The organism is Falsiroseomonas selenitidurans (assembly GCF_012103215.1).
GTDB lineage: Bacteria > Pseudomonadota > Alphaproteobacteria > Acetobacterales > Acetobacteraceae > Falsiroseomonas > Falsiroseomonas selenitidurans.
In genome coordinates this window covers 1-16,282 of the sequence record NZ_JAAVNE010000059.1, presented here as the reverse complement: position 1 = coordinate 16,282, position 16,282 = coordinate 1, and the positions used below count along the sequence as shown (strand labels likewise).

At 74.5% G+C, this 16,282-nt stretch carries 11 protein-coding genes and 1 pseudogene; all 12 read left to right on the top strand.

Annotated elements, in window-relative coordinates:
* Positions 1–43: 43 nt before the first annotated feature.
* Positions 44–1,387 carry a diaminopimelate decarboxylase gene (gene lysA / locus HEQ75_RS23990; RefSeq protein WP_168034656.1) on the top strand — a complete coding sequence of 448 codons (1,344 nt, stop codon included), beginning with the start codon at positions 44–46 and terminating at the stop codon, positions 1,385–1,387.
* Complete coding sequence (locus tag HEQ75_RS23985; RefSeq protein ID WP_168034655.1) at positions 1,384–4,014, top strand: TIGR02302 family protein; 2,631 nt, start codon at positions 1,384–1,386, stop codon at positions 4,012–4,014. Before lysA ends, HEQ75_RS23985 begins: the two co-directional genes overlap by 4 nt.
* Positions 4,015–4,016: 2 nt before the next feature.
* The gene (locus HEQ75_RS23980; protein WP_168034654.1) at positions 4,017–4,505 is read left to right on the top strand and encodes a GNAT family N-acetyltransferase; all 489 of its coding nucleotides are present in this window, start codon (positions 4,017–4,019) and stop codon (positions 4,503–4,505) included.
* Positions 4,506–4,579: 74 nt separating this feature from the next.
* The gene (locus HEQ75_RS23975; RefSeq protein ID WP_168034653.1) at positions 4,580–5,428 is read left to right on the top strand and encodes an alpha/beta fold hydrolase; all 849 of its coding nucleotides are present in this window, start codon (positions 4,580–4,582) and stop codon (positions 5,426–5,428) included.
* Positions 5,429–5,510: 82 nt separating this feature from the next.
* On the top strand, positions 5,511–6,914 hold the full coding sequence (gene thrC / locus HEQ75_RS23970) for a threonine synthase (RefSeq protein ID WP_168034652.1): 1,404 nt from the start codon (positions 5,511–5,513) through the stop codon (positions 6,912–6,914).
* 25 nt (positions 6,915–6,939) lie between these two features.
* Positions 6,940–8,205, top strand: a complete 1,266-nt coding sequence (locus tag HEQ75_RS23965; protein WP_168034651.1) for a M16 family metallopeptidase — start codon at positions 6,940–6,942, stop codon at positions 8,203–8,205.
* A 56-nt stretch (positions 8,206–8,261) separates the two neighbouring features.
* Entirely contained in the window at positions 8,262–9,374 is a 1,113-nt protein-coding gene (locus HEQ75_RS23960) for a hypothetical protein (protein WP_168034650.1), read from the top strand.
* Positions 9,371–12,352 (top strand): non-ribosomal peptide synthetase, encoded by a 2,982-nt coding sequence (locus tag HEQ75_RS23955; RefSeq protein WP_168034649.1) that lies wholly within the window; start codon positions 9,371–9,373, stop codon positions 12,350–12,352. Before HEQ75_RS23960 ends, HEQ75_RS23955 begins: the two co-directional genes overlap by 4 nt.
* A 115-nt stretch (positions 12,353–12,467) precedes the next feature.
* On the top strand, positions 12,468–13,799 hold the full coding sequence (locus tag HEQ75_RS23950; RefSeq protein ID WP_168034648.1) for a TldD/PmbA family protein: 1,332 nt from the start codon (positions 12,468–12,470) through the stop codon (positions 13,797–13,799).
* Between the two features lie 141 nt (positions 13,800–13,940).
* The gene (locus HEQ75_RS23945) at positions 13,941–14,762 is read left to right on the top strand and encodes an alpha/beta fold hydrolase (RefSeq protein WP_209318748.1); all 822 of its coding nucleotides are present in this window, start codon (positions 13,941–13,943) and stop codon (positions 14,760–14,762) included.
* A 2-nt stretch (positions 14,763–14,764) separates the two neighbouring features.
* The gene (locus HEQ75_RS28495) at positions 14,765–15,928 is read left to right on the top strand and encodes a sensor histidine kinase (protein ID WP_168034647.1); all 1,164 of its coding nucleotides are present in this window, start codon (positions 14,765–14,767) and stop codon (positions 15,926–15,928) included.
* A 106-nt stretch (positions 15,929–16,034) separates the two neighbouring features.
* Positions 16,035–16,282 (top strand): annotated as a pseudogene (locus tag HEQ75_RS23935) (Tim44 domain-containing protein); the annotation flags it as partial.

Here is a 16,282-nt window from a genome sequence, read left to right as displayed (position 1 = left end):
GGAACCGCTTGGCGGGTCGCGGCCGCGCCCCCAGAATAGGGGCATGGCCGCACCCGCCCCCCTGCTTCACCCCGACCCCGACCCTTCCTTCACCGAATTGCTGGCCATCCGCCCGCAGCTGCGCATGGACCCGCTGGCCGGGCTGATGCTGGAGGAGGTGCCGCTGGCGCGCATCGCCGCGGCGCATGGCACGCCGGTCTGGGCCTATTCCGCCGGCACGCTGCGGCGCCGCCTGGCCACGCTGCAGGGCGCGCTGGCGGAGGCGCGGCTGGACGCGCAGGTGCATTTCGCGGTCAAGGCGAACCCCAACCTGGCGGTGCTGCGCACCCTGGGCGACCAGGGCGCCGGCGCCGATGTGGTCAGCGAGGGCGAACTGCGGGCCGCCCGCGCCGCCGGCATCCCGGCCGCGCACATCGTGTTCTCCGGCGTCGGCAAGACCCTGGCCGAGATCCGCCTCGCGCTGTCGGAGGACATCCAGCAGATCAACGCGGAAAGCGCGGAGGAGGTGGCGATGATCTCCGCCACGGCCGCCGCCATGGGCCGCACGGCGCGCGTCGCGCTGCGGGTGAACCCGGATGTGGATGCGAAGACCCACGCCAAGATCACCACCGGCAAGTCCGAGAACAAGTTCGGCATCGCCATCGGCGACGCGCCGGCGCTGTATGCCCGCATGGCCGGCCTGCCCGGCATCCGCCCCGTCGGGCTGGCGGTGCATATCGGCAGCCAGATCACCGCCGGGGTCGGCGCCTACCGCACCGCCTATGGCCATCTGGCGGACCTGGTCCGCAGCCTGCGGGCGCAGGGGCTGGTGGTGGAGCGCGTCGATTGCGGCGGCGGCCTCGGCATCCCCTACCGGGACGAGCCGGCGCCCAACCCGGCGGCCCTGGCCGGCGCCATCGCCGCCACGCTGGGCAATCTCGGCGTTGCATTGATGGTGGAGCCCGGGCGCTGGATCGCCGGGCCGGCCGGGGTGCTGGTGGCCTCCGTCATCCTGCAGAAGCAGGGCGCGGGGCGGCGCTTCCTGGTGCTGGACGCGGCGATGAACGACCTGGTCAGGCCCGCCATGTACGAGGCCTGGCATGGCATCCTGCCCGTCGCGCCGGCCGATTTCACCGCCCCGCTGGCGCCCGCCGACGTGGTCGGGCCGATCTGCGAAAGCGGGGACACCTTTGCGCGAAACCGTGGCCTTCCCAGCCTGCAACCGGCTAGCCTCGTCGCCTTCCTGGATGCGGGAGCCTATGGCGCGGCGATGAGCAGCACCTACAACAACCGTCCCCTGGCCGCCGAAGTGCTGGTCGAGGGCGACCGCTTCGCCCTGGTGCGGGAACGCCAGACGCAGGAGGCGCTGCTGGCCGGCCAGGCCCTGCCGCCCTGGATGGCCCGATGAGCCGCCCCCCGGCACCGCTTCGCCACCTGCCGCAGCGTCGGCGCCTGGCGCGGCTGGCGCTGGGGTGGGAGTTGCTCTGGCCCGCGCTCTGGCCGCCACTCGGCGTGCTGGGGCTGTTCCTGCTGCTGGCGCTGCTGGGGCTGCCGCTGCTGCTGCCGCCCTGGGCGCGCGGCCTGCTGGCGCTGGGCTTCCTCGCCGGCATCGGCTTCGCCACCTGGCGCGGCTTCCGCGGCCTGCATGTGCCGGGGCGGGATGAGGCGGATCGCCGCCTGGAAGCGGCCTCCGGCCTCTCGCACCGGCCGCTGGCTGCGCTGGCGGACCGCCCGGCCGGCCATGATCCGATGGCGCTGGCGCTGTGGGAGGCGCATCGCCGCCGCGCCACCGCCTCCATCCGCGCGCTGCGCGTCGGCCTGCCGCGGCCCGGCCTGGCGCGGCGCGACCCGATCGCGCTGCGCGCCGCGCTGGGCCTGTCGCTGTTCGCCGCCCTGGTGGCGGCGGGCGGGGAGGCACCGGAACGGCTGCGCCTGGCGCTGGTGCCGCAATTCGGCCTGGCCGCCGCCGCCCCGGCGCTGCGGCTGGAAGCCTGGGTGACGCCGCCCGCCTACACCGGTGCCGCGCCGATCTTCCTCGATGCCGCCGGCGGCAGCCTGACGGTGCCGCAGGGCAGCCGGCTGCAGGTGGCGCTTTCGGGCGGCAGCGGCGGCACGCCGGACCTGCAACTCGGCGCCAGCGCGACCCCCTTCCGGGCGCTCGATGCGCGGTCCTGGGCCGCCGAGGCGGTGCTGGAACAGGGCGCGCGGCTGGCCATCCGCCGCGACGGGTTCGAGGTGGCGGGCTGGACCCTGACGGTGCAGGCCGACCAGCCGCCGATCGCCGAATTCACCGAACCGCCGGCGCGGGCCGCGCGCGGCCTGGCGCTGCGCCTGCCCTGGCGGGTGGAGGATGACTGGGGCGTGCTGGCCCTGGCCGCGGCCATGCAGCTGGTGGCCCGCCCCGAGGCCCCGCCGCATCCGATCGAGATGACGCTGCCCGCCATGCAGCCGCGGCAGGCCAGCGGCACCGCCGGCCCGGACCTCTCGGCGCATCCCTGGGCGGGGCTGGAGGTGCGCCTGCAGCTGATCGCCCGCGACGGCGCCGGGCAGGAAGGCCGGTCGCAGGCCGCGACGCTGCTGCTGCCGGAACGCGGCTTCACCCACCCGGTGGCGCAGGCGCTGATCGCGCAGCGCAAGGCGCTGTCGCTGGACCCGGAGGCCCGGGCGCCGGTTTGGGCGGCACTCGACGCGCTGGCGGAGGCGCCGGACGCCTTCGAGCACGACACCATCACCTTCCTCGCCCTGCGCAGCGCCCGCCACCGGCTGGAGCTGGACAGCAGGCCGGAAGCGGTGCCCGAGGTGCAGGAGACGCTGTGGGAGACGGCGCTGGCGCTGGAGGAAGGCCGCGCCGACCGCACCGCCCGCGCCCTGGAACAGGCGCGCGCCGACCTGCGGGAGGCGCTGGAACAGGCGATGCGCGACCAGCAGGAGCGCGCGCAGAATCCGGAGGCAACGCCGGAACGGCAGGAATCCGAACGCACCGAGACCGAACGCCGAATCGATGAATTGCGGGAGGCGATCCGCCGGCACCTGGAGGCGATGGCCGAGCGCCTGCAGCAGGAAAACGCGGAGTCGATGACCACCGACCCGCAGAACCGGCTGATGGACCGCCGCGACCTGGATCGCCGCACGGAGCGGATGCGCGAGGCCAATCGCGAGGACCGCCCGCAGGATGCGGAGCGTGAACTGGCGGAGCTGGAGGAGATGCTGCGGGCCCTGCAGGAAGGCCGCTCCGCCCGCAGCGAGGCGGCGGACCGCCAGCGCCAGCAGCGCCAGCGCGGCCAGCAGCAGATGGGCGTGGTGCAGGACATGGTGCAGCGCCAGACCCGGATGCTGGACAGCGGCCACCGGCGGGCGGAGGCGGAGGCGGAGCGGCAGGAGGCCGATCGCCGCGCCCAGCAATTGCAGAACCGCGCCCCCTGGTCCCGCCCCAACCCCGCCCAGGACGCCCAGCGCCAGCAGCAGCGCGACGCGGCGGAGGCGGCGGCGCGCAGCGAATCGGAACGCGAGGCCCGCACCCAGCGCGCGCTCCGCCGCGCCCTTGGGGAGGTGATGCAGCAATTCGGCGACCTCACCGGCGAGATCCCCGCCCCCCTCGGCCGCGCCGACCAGGCGATGCGGGAGGCGCAGGAGGCGCTGAGCCAGGGCGGCGACGCCCGCACCCCGCAGCAGACCGCGATCCGCGAATTGCAGGAAGGCGGCCGCCAGATGGCGCAGCAGATGCAGCGCCAGTTCGGCCCCGGCGACCAGGGCGACGAGCAGGGCGAGGGCCCCGGCCAGATGATGGGGGAGGGCACCGGCCAGGGCGACGGCAACGACCAGGCGCAGCAGCAGGGCCAGGGCCGCGACCCGCTGGGCCGCGCGACGCGGGAAGTGCCGGGCGCCCAGGACAATGGCAGCGACACCCGCGTGCCGGACGAGGCCGAGCTGCTGCGCACCCGCCGGATCCAGGAGGAGTTGCGCAAGCGCGGCGCCGAACGCACCCGGCCGCAGGAGGAGCTGGACTATATCGACCGGCTGCTGAAGCGCTTCTGACCGTGCCGCGCCTCACTGACCAGCCGGTGCCCGGCTGCCTGGCCCGGCTGATCGCCCTGCATGCCGATTGGTATGGCCGCCACTGGGGCTTCGGCCTGGCCTTCGAGGCGCAGGTGGCCGCGGGGCTGGGCGATTTCGCGCAGGTCCTGCCGCACCCGGATTGCCGGCTTTTCCTCGCGCTCTCGGACTCAGGTGCGGTGGTAGGCGGCATCGCGCTGGATGGCCGCGCCCGGCCGGCGGCGCGGATCCGCTGGTTCATCCTGGACGAGGCGGCCCGCGGCGGCACCGGCAGGCGGCTGCTGCGCGCGGCGCTGGATTTCGCCGAGGCGCGCGGTCTCGGGCCGCTCTGGCTGACCACCTTCGCCGGGCTGGATGCCGCGCGCCGGCTGTATGAGCAGCACGGCTTCCACCTGGTGGCGGAGGCGCCGGACACCAGCTGGGGCGTGCGCGTGAGGGAACAGCGCTTCGAGCGCATCATGCCCGTTCCATGACCCCAGGGCGCATCACCCCTGGCGCTGGCCCCTGGGCGCTGTAGCCTGCCGGCATCAAGCCGGGAGGCCCCGCCATGCCCTTCATCGCCCCGCCGCGCCAGCGCGGCACGCTGACCCGCCCCGATTGCGAGATCGCCTATGAAGTCGCCGGCAGCGGCCCGCCGCTGGTCTTCGCGCATGGGCTGGGCGGCTGCTTCCTCTCCTGGTTCCAGCAGGTGGCGCATTTCGCGCCGCGCTACACCTGCGTCAGCTTCTCCCACCGCGGCTTCTTCCCCTCCACCGCGCCGGAAGGCGGGCCGGATCCGCGCGAATACGCCGGCGACCTGGCGGCGCTGGTGGACCATCTGGGGCTGGGCGACATCGCCCTCGTCTGCCAGTCCATGGGCGGCTGGACCGGGGTGGAGTATGCCCTGGCCCGGCCCGGCCGCCTGCGCGCCCTGGTCCTGGCGGCGACCACCGGCTCGCTCGACCCGCGCCAGATGCGGGAGCCGGAGCGGGGCCTGCTGGCGGATTGGCAGGCGCAGGCCATGGCGGCGCGGGCGGGGATGCTGGCGCACAACATCGTGCCGGCCGGCGGCCCGGCCCTGGCGCGGCGCAACCCGGCGCTGCACCACCTCTATGCGCAGCTGGACAAGCTGACGACCGGCTTCGACAAGGAAGCGGTGCGCGCCCGGATGGGGGAGATGCGCCGCCGCCCGCCCGCCGACCTCGCTGCCGCGCAATGCCCGGTGCTGTTCATCCCCGGCGGCCAGGACCAGGTGATCCCGCCCTTCGCACTGACCGCCATGGCCCCGGACATCCCCGGCGCCCGCGTCGCGCCCATCCCCGATGCCGGGCATTCCGCCTATTTCGAGCACGCCGCCGCCTTCAACGCGCTGGTGGAGGCCTTCCTCGCGGAGGTCGGGCACCTGCCCGCCGAATAGCCGGCAGCGCTGCGCCGCCAGGGGGGCAGCCCCCGGCGACAGCCCCCTCGCGGCCTGCCGCGCGGCGGGCTATTCAGGGCCGATGCGCTACATCTCCACCCGCGGCGAGGCCCCGCCGCGCGACTTCGAAGGCGTCCTGCTGGCGGGGCTCGCCGAGGATGGCGGCCTGTTCGTGCCGGAGACCTGGCCGGTGCTGACCAGCGCCGAATGGCGCGGCCTGCGCGGCCTGCCCTATCCGGACCTCGCGGCCCGCATCCTGGCGCTGTTCACCGGCGGCCAGCCGGACGAGGCGACGCTGCGGCCCATGCTGCGCCAGGCCTATGCCGGCTTCGGCCACCCCGCCGTGGCGCCGCTGGTGCAGCTGGACACGCGGGTCTTCGCGCTGGAGCTGTTCCACGGCCCGACGCTGGCCTTCAAGGACATGGCGATGCAGGCCCTCGGCCCGCTGTTCGACCATGTGCTGGCGCGGCGCGGGCAGCGGGTGACCATCGTCGGCGCCACCTCCGGCGACACCGGCTCCGCCGCCATCGAGGCGCTGCGCGACCGCGCCACGGTGGATGTGGTGATCCTTCACCCCGAGGGCCGCACCAGCCCGGTGCAGCGCCGGCAGATGACCACGGTGCTGGCGCCCAACATCGCCAACCTCGCCATCGATGGCTCCTTCGACGATTGCCAGGACCTGGTGAAGGCGATGTTCGCCGATGCGCCGTTCCGGGCGGAGATGCAGCTCTCGGCGGTGAATTCCATCAACTGGGCCCGCATCGCGCTGCAGATCCCCTACTACGTCGCCGCCGCCCTGGCGCTGGGCGCGCCGGACCGGGAAGTGGCGTTCAGCGTGCCGACCGGCAATTTCGGCAATGTGCTGGCGGCCTGGGCGGCGCGGCGCATGGGGCTGCCCATCGCGCAGCTGCTCATCGGCTCCAACCGCAACGACATCCTGACGCGCTTCCTCTCGGCCAACGACATGACCATGCGCGCGGTGGAGCCCTCGCTTTCCCCGTCCATGGATATCCAGGTCTCATCGAATTTCGAGCGCCTGCTGTTCGAACTGCTGGGCCGCGACGCGCCGGCCACTGCGCAGACCATGCGCCGCTTCCGCGCCGAAGGCCGCATGCCGGTCCCGGACGAGGCCTGGCACAGCGCGGCGCGGATCTTCCGCGGCTTCACCCTGGGCGATGAGGGCATCCTGGCGGAAATCGCCCGGCTGCACGGCCAGGGCTACCTGGCCGATCCGCACACCGCGGTGGGCACCGCCGCCGCGCTGGCCAGCCCGCCCGCGGACCCGTCCATCCCCATCGTGGTGGCCGCGACGGCGCATCCGGCCAAGTTCCCGGAGGCGGTGCGCCAGGCCACCGGAATCGAGGCCCCCCTGCCACCGCGCCTGGCCGACCTATATGAGCGTCCCGAGCGTTTCTCCCGCCTGCCCGCGGACCTCGACGCCGTCGAGGCCTTCGTGCGGCGCCACGCGCTGCGCAACGCCGCCTGACCGCGGCGAAGGAAACCGACACACGATGAACGACGCCATCCGCCTGACCCGGCTGCCGAGCGGCCTGACCGTGGTCTCCGAGAAGATGCCGCGGGTCGAGACCGTCTCCATCGGCGCCTATGTGAATGCCGGGACGCGGCATGAGGCGGCGCCGGAGAACGGCGTCTCCCACTTCCTGGAGCACATGGCCTTCAAGGGCACGGAACGCCGGGATGCCGCGGCCATCGCGCGCGAGATCGAGGATGTGGGCGGCCACCTGAACGCCTACACCTCCCGCGAGAACACCGCCTTCTACGCCAAGATCCTGAAGGAGGATGTGGCGCTGGCCGCCGACATCCTGGGCGACATCCTGTGCCATTCCACCTTCGTGCCGGAGGAGCTGGAGCGCGAGCGCGGCGTGATCCTGCAGGAGATCGGCCAGGCCAACGACACGCCGGACGACATCGTGTTCGACCATTTCCAGGCCACCGCCTACGGCGCCCAGGCGATGGGCCGCCCGGTGCTGGGGACGGAGGCGACGATCCAGGCGATGAGCCGGGAGGCGCTGACCGGCTACATGCGCCGCCATTACGGCCCGAGCCGCATGGTGGTGGCCGCCGCCGGGGCGCTGGAGCATGAGGACCTGCTGGAGCTTGCCCGCCGCCACTTTGCCGACCTGCCGGTGACCGGGCCCGCGGTGATGGAGGCCGCCCGCTACACCGGCGGCGAGTTCCGCGAGGAGCGCGACCTGGACCAGGTGCATCTGTGCCTGGGCTTCCCCTCCGTCGCCGCGACGGACCGGCTGCACACCGCCACCCAGCTGCTGTCCACCCTGCTCGGCGGCGGCATGTCCTCCCGCCTGTTCCAGGAGATCCGGGAACGGCGCGGGCTGGTCTATTCCATCTATTCCTTCGCCTCCCCCTTCGAGGATGGCGGCATGTTCGCGATCTATGCCGGCACCGGGGAGGACCAGGCGGAGGAGCTGGTGCCGGTGACGCTGGAGGAGCTGCGCCGGGTCCAGCACGACGTGACGGTGGAGGAGCTGAACCGCGCCAAGGCGCAGCTGCGCGCCAGCCTGCTGATGAGCCTGGAATCGACCGGCAGCCGCTGCGAGCAGCTGGCCCGCCAGCTGCAGGTGCATGGCCGCATCATTCCGACCGAGGAAACCAAGGCGCGCATCGCCGCGGTGACGGTCGCCGACGTGCAGGAAGCCGCGGCGCTCGCCTTCCGCGGCGCGCCGACCCTGGCGGCGCTCGGCCCGGCCGGCAAGGTGCCCGGCCTGCCGGCGATCGCCGAGCGGCTCGCGGCCTGACCGCGCCGGCCGCCGCGCGATTGACGCAGGGGGAAGCGTCTGGATAGGGTCGGAACATGACGGCCGCGCCACCCTCCGCCCGCGCCACGTCGCCGAACCCGGGTCCCGAGGCGGAGCCGTCCTTTTTGACGATGGGGACGATGGCGGAGCCGGACCTGGCGCTGATCCATGAACCGGTGCCGCAGGCCGAAGCCCTGCCGGTGCCAGACGACCCGATGGGCGTGGCCGGCGCCCGGATCTCGGAATACCTGGCCGATTGCGCCGCCTTCGCCCGCGACGCCTTCGCTGCGCCGCCCGGCGACGGGGTGCCGGATGCGGACCCGGTGGAGGCCATCCTCCGCGTGTTGCTGGGGCATGCGTTCAACCACCAGTCCCGCGGCCGCGTCGCCCACCTGCTGCCGGGGCTGCGCCGCACCCTGGCCGCCTCCGTGGAACGCGGCGCGCCCATCGCCTTCTTCATGAGCTACAATGGCGGCTACCACGCCACCACCCGGCCCGACTTCTCCCGCCCCCTGGGGTTCGAGGCCGGGACCGCGGAGCTGCTGTTCCTGCATATGATCGCGCGGCTGAAGCAGCGGCTTGCCGCGGTCTACCCGCCCGGCATGGTCTACCACATCGTGCTGAACAACGGCGTCGCGGCCTGGGTGAACGACATCCCGACGGCACGCACGGAAGCCTATGCGCGGGCGCTGGCGGCGATGGCGGCGGAACTGGGCGCGGCGGGGCAGGTACGGCTGCTGGTGCAGTCGCAGCGCGGCGACTTCGCCGCCCGCATGGACCAGGTGCCGATCCCCCCGGCGGCGGCGATCGACCCGGCGACGCATCACAACATCGAACGCTTCCTCGGCCGCCCCTGCACCGAAGCGGAGGCGCGGCTGCGCCTGGCGCGCTACGCCCCGGCGGAGGCGGCCTGGTGGCAGGAACTGCGCGGGCTGATCGAGGCGGCGGGCGGCATCCGGCTGCTGCAGGTGGCGAGCCAGGATTTCCTGTCCTTCCGCCCCTTCCCCGGCGCCGCGACCCGGGCGCAGACGGGACAGGTGGGATTCCGGCTGCAGGGCGGCAAGCCGGTCCCGGTGCTCATCACCACGGCCACCTTCGCCCGCACGCCGGTGGTGCCGGTGCCGGTGCGCTGGCCGGCGGGTCTTGCCCTGCCGGGGGCCGCGGCATGAGTGTGGCGGCGGCCGATCCGCTGGCGGCGGAGGCCGCCTGGCGCCGCTCCACCCTGCCGGCGCCGCCGGCCGGGGCGCTGGCGATGACGCTGTGCGAGAGCCTGGCGCAGGTGGCCGCGCGGCAGCCGGAGCAACTGGCCATCGTCTCCGCGGCCGGGCGGGTGAGCTTCGGCGACCTGCTGGGGCAGGTCGGCGCGCTGGCGGCGGCGATCCGCGCGGCCGCGGCGCCGCCGGGGCCGGTGGCGCTGCTGCTGCCCGCCGGCATGGGCTACATCGCCGCCTGGTTTGCCTGCGCCGCGGCGGGACGGCCGATGCTGATGGTGGAACTGGCCAACCCGCCCGCGCGCAACGCCGCGCTGCTGGCGGCAGCTGGCGCGGCGCTGGTGCTGCATGACGGCGATGCGGCGGCGGTGCAGGCCGCGGGCGCGATCCCGGCCCTCAGCCCGGAATTCCCGCTGGCGCCGATGCCGCTCATCCCGGGCGGGCTGGATGCGGCGGTGCCGGCCTTCCTCTTCGCCACCTCCGGCTCCTCCGGCCAGCCGAAGCTGGTGGTCTATGCGCAGGAGACAGTGCAGGCGAAGGTGCAATGCTCCGCCATGGTCATGGGCGTGGAGCCGGGCGACACGGTGATGATCGCCGGGTCCCACGCCAATTTCGGCGTGCTGCACCACGCGCTGGTCTTCCTGTTCCGCGGCGGCACGCTGTGCCTGCACGACATGCGGGAGGGCGGGCTGTCCGGCATGTTCGGCGCCATCGCCCGCTTCGGCGTGAACCATCTGCGGTTCACGCCTTCGCTGTTCCGCACCGTGGCGGCGATGCCGGAGGCCGCGCCGGCGCTGCGCCAGGCCGCCTGCATCCGCTTCGCGGGCGAACCGCTGCTGCGCGGCGACATCGCGCTGGCCCGCGCGCACCTGCCGCCGGCCTGCGCGGTGCAGAACCTGTATGGCAGCACGGAGAGCATGATCTTCTTCTGGTCCGACCGGACCGAGGCGCTGCCCCCCGGCGCCCTCGTGCCGAACGGCCGGATCTACCCGGTGGCGGAATTCCTGCTGCTGGACGAGGCAGGCCGCCCGGCGGCGGAGGGGGAGGCGGGGGAGCTGGTCATCAGCTCGCGCCTGAATGCGCTGGGCGACTGGGTGGAGGGGCGGGTGGACGCCACCCGCTTCCCGCCCGACCCGCGCGGCGGCGGGCGCCGGCTGTACCACACCGGCGATGTGGTGCGGCTGCTGCCGGATGGCTGCATGGTGGTGCAGGGGCGGCGCGACCGGCTGCTGAAGGTGAACGGCCAGCGCGTCTCCCTGCTGGAGATCGAGGCGACGCTGCGCGGCATGCCGGGCTGTGCCCAGGTGTCCGTGCAGCCGCGGGACCAGGCGGGGGCGACGCAGCTTGTCGCCTTCCTGGTGATGGCGCCGGGCGCACCGGCCGATCCTGGCGCCTGGCTGGCGGCACGGCTGCCGCGCTACATGGTGCCCGCCCGCTTCCTGGCGGTGCAGGACCTGCCGCTGCTGCCGGGCGGCAAGGTGGATGGCCGGGCGCTGCTGGCGCTTCTGCCGGCGGACCCCGCCCCCTTCGCCCCCGCGCCGCCGGCTGCCGAGGATGGCCTGGCGGCGGAGCTGCAGGCCGCCTGGGCGCGGATCCTGGGCGTCGCCACGGTGGAGCCCTCGGCGGATTTCTTCGCCCTCGGCGGCGATTCGCTGAAGCTGCTGGACCTGACCCTGGCGGTGGAACGCCACACCGGCCGCCCCCTCAGCCCGGCTGCCTTCCTGGGCGATCCCACGCCGCGCGGCCTGGCCCGGCTGCTGGCGCGCCAGGCCGCGCCCACCTCGCCCGCCCCCCCCATCGCGCCCCCCCTGCCTGGCCATTTCCAGGCCGCCGGGCGGGTGACGCTGCAGCGGCTGCGCCATGCGCGCGGCCTGTCGAAGGGCGTGGTGCTGGGCATGCCGAGCTTCCGCGGCCATCTGGCGCCCGTCGCCATGCTCGCCGCCAACGCGCTGCCGGACCATGAGATCTGGGGCTTCAGCGCGGAGCTGGACGATCGCACCCTGCTGGACGACGCGGCCTGGCTGGCCTGCGCGGAGGAGATCGCCCGGCAGATGGCCGCGATGGACTGGCTTCGGCCCGACGCGCTGGTCGGCTATTCGGTGGCCGGCTACCTGGCCTGGCTGGTGGACCGCATCCTGGCCACGGGGGCCTGGCGGCCCGGGCGGGTGATCGCCATCGATGCCTACCCGGTGCATCCGGGGAAGGGGGCGGCGGAAGCGGCGATGCAGGCACTGGTCGCCGGCAGCGCCGACCGGCCCGGGCGCATGCTGCTGGTCGGCCGGCGCCCGCCCATGCCCTTCACCGTGCTGAACGATTCGGCCTCACGCTGGCACGCCCTGGGCGTGCCCTTCCAGGCGCTGGGGCTGCCGACGCTGGACCATGCCGATCTGAACCGGCCGGAGGCGATCCGCCTGGCCGCGCCGGCCCTGGCCGCCTTCGTGGAGACCGGCGCCGCCCCGGCCTGGGCGCTGCCCGGTGCGCAGGAGTTCGCGACCCCGGGCGGGCAGCTGCACCGGCTGCTGGCCGCGGGGGTGCCCCCGCCGGCGGAGGCGGTGCGGCAGCTGATGGCCGAGTTCGGCCTGCCCTGGGACCCGCATTGCCAGCTGGCGCTGCTGTTCCTGGCGATCGCGGTGGGCGAGCACGCCCCGGCGCTGGACCTTGCACGGCAGCTGGCCGGCGGCCGGTCCTATCGGCGCGGCACCACCTATGCGCTGGTCGGGCTGCTCGGCGTGAAGGGGCAGGTGGCGGAAGCCGCCGCGGTGGCGGAGGCCTGGTGCCGCGAACGCGGGGAGGATTCGGCGGTCCGCGGGCGGATCCCGCCCGCCTGGCGCCCGCCGCAGCCCTGGGCGGCGCTGGCCCGCCAGCCCATCGGCAGCGCCATGCTGTTCGACCTGGCGCTGGACTGGATGGCGGCGCGGGAAGGTGTGGCGGCCTGACCCGCCGCCGCGCCGGGCTGGCCTGGCCGGGCCGGGTGTGGTTGTTGGGGCCTGCGCGGCGATGGGCACGGCCGAAGGGCCAGGATACGGCCGAAGGCCGGGATGCGGAGCGAGCATGAGTGACCTGAACCACCTTTCCGACCTCGTCGCCGCCGCCCGCCGGGCCGGCGCGGATGCGGCGGATGCGCTGCAGGTGCGCAACGAATCCCTCTCCGTCTCCCGCCGCCTCGGGCGCATCGAGCAGCTGGAGCGGTCGGAGGGCTTCGATATCGGGCTGCGCGTCTTCCTGGGCCGCCGCCAGGCCATCGTCTCCACCACCCGCGACGACCCGGCGGGCTTCGCCGCACTGGCGGAACGCGCCGTGGCGATGGCGAAGGTGGTGCCGGAGGATCCCTTCGGCGGCCTGGCCGACCAGTTCGACCCGCCGCGCGATGCGGCGCCGCTGGACCTGGCGGATGCCACGGAGCCGACGGCGGCGGCGCTGATCGCCCGCGCCGCGGCGGCGGAGGACAGTGCGCTGGCGGTGCCGGGCGTGACCAACAGCGAGGGCGCCGATGCCGGCTGGGGCCGCATCCAGGTGGCGCTGGCGACCAGCGCGGGCTTTGCCGGCCAGTACAGCCGCACCTCCCACTCCCTGTCCTGCACGGCACTGGCCGGGCAGGGCACGGGGATGGAGCGGGATTATGAATGGTCCTCCGTCGTCCACCTGGCCGATCTCGGCGACCCGGCGACGATCGGCCGGCGCGCGGCGGAAAAGGCGATCGCCCGGCTGGGCCCGGTGCGGGCGAAGACGGCGCGCATCCCGGTGCTGTTCGACCCGCGCGTCTCCGCCTCCCTCCTCGGGCACCTGCTGGGGGCGATCAACGGCGCGGCGGTGGCGCGCGGCACCTCCTTCCTGGCGGGGCGGGTCGGCACCCAGGTGCTGGCGCGCGGGCTGACGGTGCGCGACGACCCCTGGCGCCCGCGCGGCCTGCGCTCCCGCCCCTTCGACGGGGAAGGCATGGCCGGCGCGCCGCGCGCCATCGTCGAGGATGGCGTGCTGACCACCTGGATCCTGGATTGGCGCAGCGCCCGGCAGCTGGGGCTGGTTTCCACCGGCCATGCCAGCCGCGGCACCGGCGGCCCGCCCGGCCCGGCGCCGAGCAATCTGTGGCTGGAGCCCGGCGCCGCCAGCCCGGCGGCGCTGATGGCCGATGTGGCGGAGGGGCTGTATGTGACGGACCTGATCGGCATGGGGGTGAACGGCGTCACCGGCGATTACAGCCGCGGCGCCGCCGGCTTCATGATCCGCGGCGGGGCGCTGGCCGAACCGGTCAGCGAGATCACCATTGCCGGCAATCTGCGCGACATCTTCCTGAACATGGTGGCGGCGGATGACCTGCAATTCCGCCGCGGCACGGATGCGCCGACGATCCGGGTGGAGGGGCTGACCCTGGCGGGCGCCTGAGCGGCAGGCTGGCCCGGCGGGCCGGGCCAGCCTGTGCCCGCACCGGTTCGTGAAGGTTTCCGACAGGTGCGGTTAACAGCGTTGCGGTAAAAGCAAGGCGTGCCGTGGCTCCCTGGCCCGGCTCCTGATCCGGAGTAGCGGTTGCTGTCAGATCTCTCCCTGAACCAGCACAATGTCCGCCGGATGGGCCGCGGGCGCGTGCCCGTCCTGCTGGCGCATGGCTATGGTTGCGACCAGTCGATCTGGCGCCTGCTGGCGCCGCGGCTGGCCGAGGATTTCAGCGTCTTCCTGTTCGACCATGTCGGCGCCGGCGGCGCTGCCGCGCCCTTCGACCCGCAGCGCCACGCCACGCTGCACGGCTATGCGGAGGATCTGCTGGCGATCTGCCGCGCGCTGGACCAGGGCCCGCTGGTCTTCATCGGCCATTCCGTCAGCGCCAGCATCGGCCTGCTGGCCGCGGCGCGCGCCCCGGCGCTGTTCAGCCGGCTGGTGCTCATCACCCCCTCGCCCCGCTACATCGACGAGGGCGATTATGTCGGCGGGTTCTCGGCGGAGGATATCGAGGCGCTGCTCGCCCTGCTGCAGGCCGACCAGCAGGGCTGGGCCGCCGCCATGGCCCCGACCATCATGGGCAACCCGGACCAGCCCGAACTGGCGGCGGAGCTGGAGCAGCGCTTCTGCCGGCTGGATCCCACCGTGGCCGTCGGCTTCGCCCGCGCCACCTTCACCGCCGACAACCGTGCCGACCTGCCCTGGGTGCGGACCCGCACCCTGCTGCTGCAATGCCAGGATGATCCGATCGCCCCGCCCGCCGTCGGCGCCTACATGCGCGACCGGCTGCCGGATGCGGCGCTGGTGACGCTGGCCGCCACCGGGCACTGCCCGCACCTGTCCGCGCCGGCCGAGACGGCGGCCGCCATCCGGCATTTCCTGCGCGACCTGATCGGGTCGGACGGGCGCTGAAGGTGGCGCCGGCAGACCCCGCGGACAGCCTCGAGGCGTTCTACGAGGATGCGCCCTGCGGCTATGTCTCCTGGCGGATCGAGGACGGCGCGGTGCTGCGCGCCAACCGGACGCTGTTGCGCTGGATCGGGCCCGGCGCGGCCGCCGGCGCGGGCCGCTTCCGCGACCTGCTGACCCCGCCGGGCCGCATCATGCACGAGACCCGCCACGCCCCCCGGCTGCGCGCCGGCGGGCCGGTGGAGGCGGTGGCGCTGGAGCTTGCCTGCGCCGAGGGGCAGCGCCTGCCGGTGCTGGCCCATTCGCACCTGGTACCGGACCCCAGGGGGCCTGGCGCGGGGGAGGGCATGCTGGTGCGCACCTCGCTGTTCGATGCCACCGCCTATCGCCGCTACGAGGAAGGGCTGCTGGCGGCGCGCCGCCGGGCCGAGGCGGCGGAGGCCGAAGCACGCCGCGCCCAGGCCCAGGCGGAGGCCGCGGCGCGCGCCAAGGCCGGGTTCCTCGCCGCGATGAACCACGAGTTCCGCACGCCGATCGGCATCGTCTCCGGCTTCGCCGGCCTGCTGCGGACGGAGGCGGAGGCCGGTGCGCCCATGGCCCATCGGCTCGACTGGCTGCGCGACATGGAGGCGGCGTCCGAGCATCTGCTGGTGCTGCTGGAAGATGCGACGCTGTTCGCCCGGCTGGACGACATGGCCCGCCGCATGAGCCTGCGGGTGGTGGCGCCGCGCCGGCTGATCGATGCCGCCCTGATCCTTGCCGCGCCGGTGCTGGAGCGGCAGCGGATCGTCGTCGTCACCTCGGCGCTGGAGGGTGCCCTGCCGCTGCTTGCCGACCCCGCCATGGCGGCGGAGGCGCTGGCCTGCGCGCTGCGCGAGATGGCAAGGCTGGCGGTGCCCGATTCCCGCATCCGGATCGACGGTGCCGGCCAGCCCGGCAGCATCCGCCTGACCTGCCCCAGCCTGGACCTGGCGGAGGGCGCGCTGGCCGATCTGCGGGCGCCGCTTGCGCCCTCCGCCTGGCTGTCGCGCGGGCTGCAGGGCTCGGGCCTCGGCATCGCCGTGGCGCAGCGGATCGCGGAACTGCACCAGGGCGCGCTGCGGATCGAGGCGGCCGCGCCCGGCGGGCTGCTGCTGGCGCTGGACCTGCCCTCGCCAGGCCCGGACTGACCCGGCCGGACGCCGCGACGATGCGGCGCGGGGGGGGCATCGCAATTCCGCCCTGCCGGCCTTATATTAAATCCAGGAAACCCAGATCGGAGCCACGGACCCCACCATGCGCCGCACAGCATCCTTCATGGCCGCCATCGCGGTTGTCGCCCTCGCCCTCGCCCCGGCGCTGGCCGAAGCGCGTCGCGGCGGAGGATTCTCCTCCGGCAGCCGTGGCACCCGCACCTACCAGGCGCCGCCTCCCACCACCACGGCGCCGGGCGGCGCCACGCAGATGCAGCGCACCCAGGCGGCGCCCGCCACCGCCGGCGCGGCAGCCGCCGGCACCGCCGCGGCCGGCACCGCCGCGGCGCG